The organism is uncultured Thiodictyon sp. (genome assembly GCF_903828115.1).
GTDB lineage: Bacteria > Pseudomonadota > Gammaproteobacteria > Chromatiales > Chromatiaceae > Thiodictyon.
On sequence record NZ_CAIKKU010000270.1, the window covers coordinates 1 to 1923 of the forward strand.

Here is a 1923-nt window from a genome sequence, read left to right on the forward strand (position 1 = left end):
AGCGGCTGTAGCTCAGTTGGATAGAGTACTTGGCTACGAACCAAGGGGTCGTGGGTTCAATTCCTGCCAGCCGCACCACACATGATTTCCCTCTGAAGACGCAAGTTTTCAGAGGGTTTTTCATTTTCAGAGTTTGGTGACATTTTGGAGTCCGTGTCCGAACGGTGTCCGGAATGATTTTGTGGGGGGGTAAGACGGTATTGAGTCTTATTGGACGATCCCACCGCTAAGTTGAAGGGCGGCACTGAGTCTGCAACCTCGCCGACTGTGGCGACTGCTGATTCATCAGCGCAGACCGAGTGTTCCGGTGAAGAAGAAACCTGCGCCGGTCACATCGTGGACTTGGCACAGGCTCCTAGCTAGACGGTCGCGCAGTCCGGCAGTGGTCGTGCAGTCCGTGACGGTAAGAATCCGACGCAGATTCTGCCCCTTCCTTTTGGTGTATCGATTTTGGTCTCGCCATCGTCATGAGGGCCATTTTCCTAAGCTGTAGGACGCTCGTTTTAGGCCGTTTGTGTGGAACTGGCTGAAACGGTCATTTTGGGCGAAAAATGGTGAAAAATCGCCTAAAAAGGGCCGTCTGGCCAGCGTCTACGAGCGCCAGCTGAGCGTGGACCGGCAACGGTCCCCATCAAAACTTCCAATCCCGGTTCTCGCGGCGGCGGCGTGTCACTGCAAACCGAGTGCTGTTGATCTTGACCCACCCAACGTGGTGGACCTCGACGGTGGTAGGGTCGACGCGCAAAGCCGCGTCGCGATAGTCCCCATCTGCCATGTAGGAAGGGCTAAAGTGTGGAACAAAGCCAAACAGATCATCCTTTTCATTCAGTGGCGCAGGCGCTTCCACCTTCGGTACAGCTTCGCTCACCATGTAGTCAATATCCCAACCGTCCTCGGTTCCGTGGCCAGTGTGCGCCTCGATTTCGGTGCCTTTAGGAAACGCCATTTCGTGCACGCGCGCCGCCTTATGGAAGAGGACCACATTACGCCCATCCTTCGACTGCGCTGAACTAAAAATGATGCCGTCGAGCGTTGGCTCGTTCTCGGTCGCGAGAAAGTCCGCGATGGCCTGCGTCGCGAGGTAGTCGAAGGCCTCGTCATCCGGCATCACAGGTCGCGTCATGCGTTGGCCGAGGGACCGCAGAAACGCGACGCGTTCTAGGCGGCCTTTCAGGGACGGATCGAAGATGCTGCCCCGATCCCGGACACCATCAAGGGCGGTAAGCTCCAAAAGGCGGAGGGGTCGAGTGATGCTGAATCGCGCGACCACGACCTTGCTCCCCACGGGTGGGCGCACTTCGGCCAGGGCAACGGATGCGTTGGTTGCACCGTAGAAAACTGAGATTCCGTGCGCATTCATTCTGCCCGCGTTGGCAAGGCGGGCCGGAGGCGAACCCAAATGCAAATCCGGACGGCACAGCGCATCTTTGAGTTTTTCGTCAGATTGGAAGACGCGGGCGCGATATAGGTGAGTCAGCCTGCGGTCAGGACCGGCATCCACAACAAGCGGATGGCGCGGCTTGTTCTTCAGAGCGTCAATGTTCCCAAATACCCGCGCGAGAAGTTCTGAGGCGGAACGGCTGAAGAACCGGGCCTCGGTTTTGAGCGACTGCTCGAAGGATCGCCACTCCTCATGCCACGTCTGAGCGCTTGCGCCTTTCTCCTCGTAGTATGAGTCGGATGAGAACTCGGTCTCCTCGCCCATGGCCGCTGATTCGAAGTCACCGTGCCGGCCGTCGAGAATCTCCAACACATCTTCTGCGGCTTCGTGCGGGATAGCAGCGGCTTCCTCGATGGTATCGAGCACTGGCTCGCCGTCGCGCTCCCAATAGTAATCGGACTCGCGATCTGACAGCAAGCTTTGCTGCCAGGGGTCCGGCTGATCCGAGGTGCGGACGTAGTGATCGTCGAAGGCGGTCTCGA

1 protein-coding gene and 1 tRNA gene are annotated in these 1923 nt (G+C 58.0%); one reads left to right on the plus strand and one right to left on the minus strand.

Going from position 1 to position 1923, the window contains the following annotated elements; translation table 11 throughout:
• The first annotated feature begins 1 nt into the window (after position 1).
• Positions 2-78: transfer RNA gene (locus QZY48_RS10050), tRNA-Arg, on the plus strand.
• A 553-nt stretch (positions 79-631) separates the two neighbouring features.
• On the opposite strand, the gene QZY48_RS10055 is transcribed toward QZY48_RS10050, so the two are convergent.
• The coding region (locus QZY48_RS10055) for an RES family NAD+ phosphorylase (RefSeq protein WP_295430643.1) at positions 632-1923 on the minus strand (1292 nt) is incomplete at its 5' end.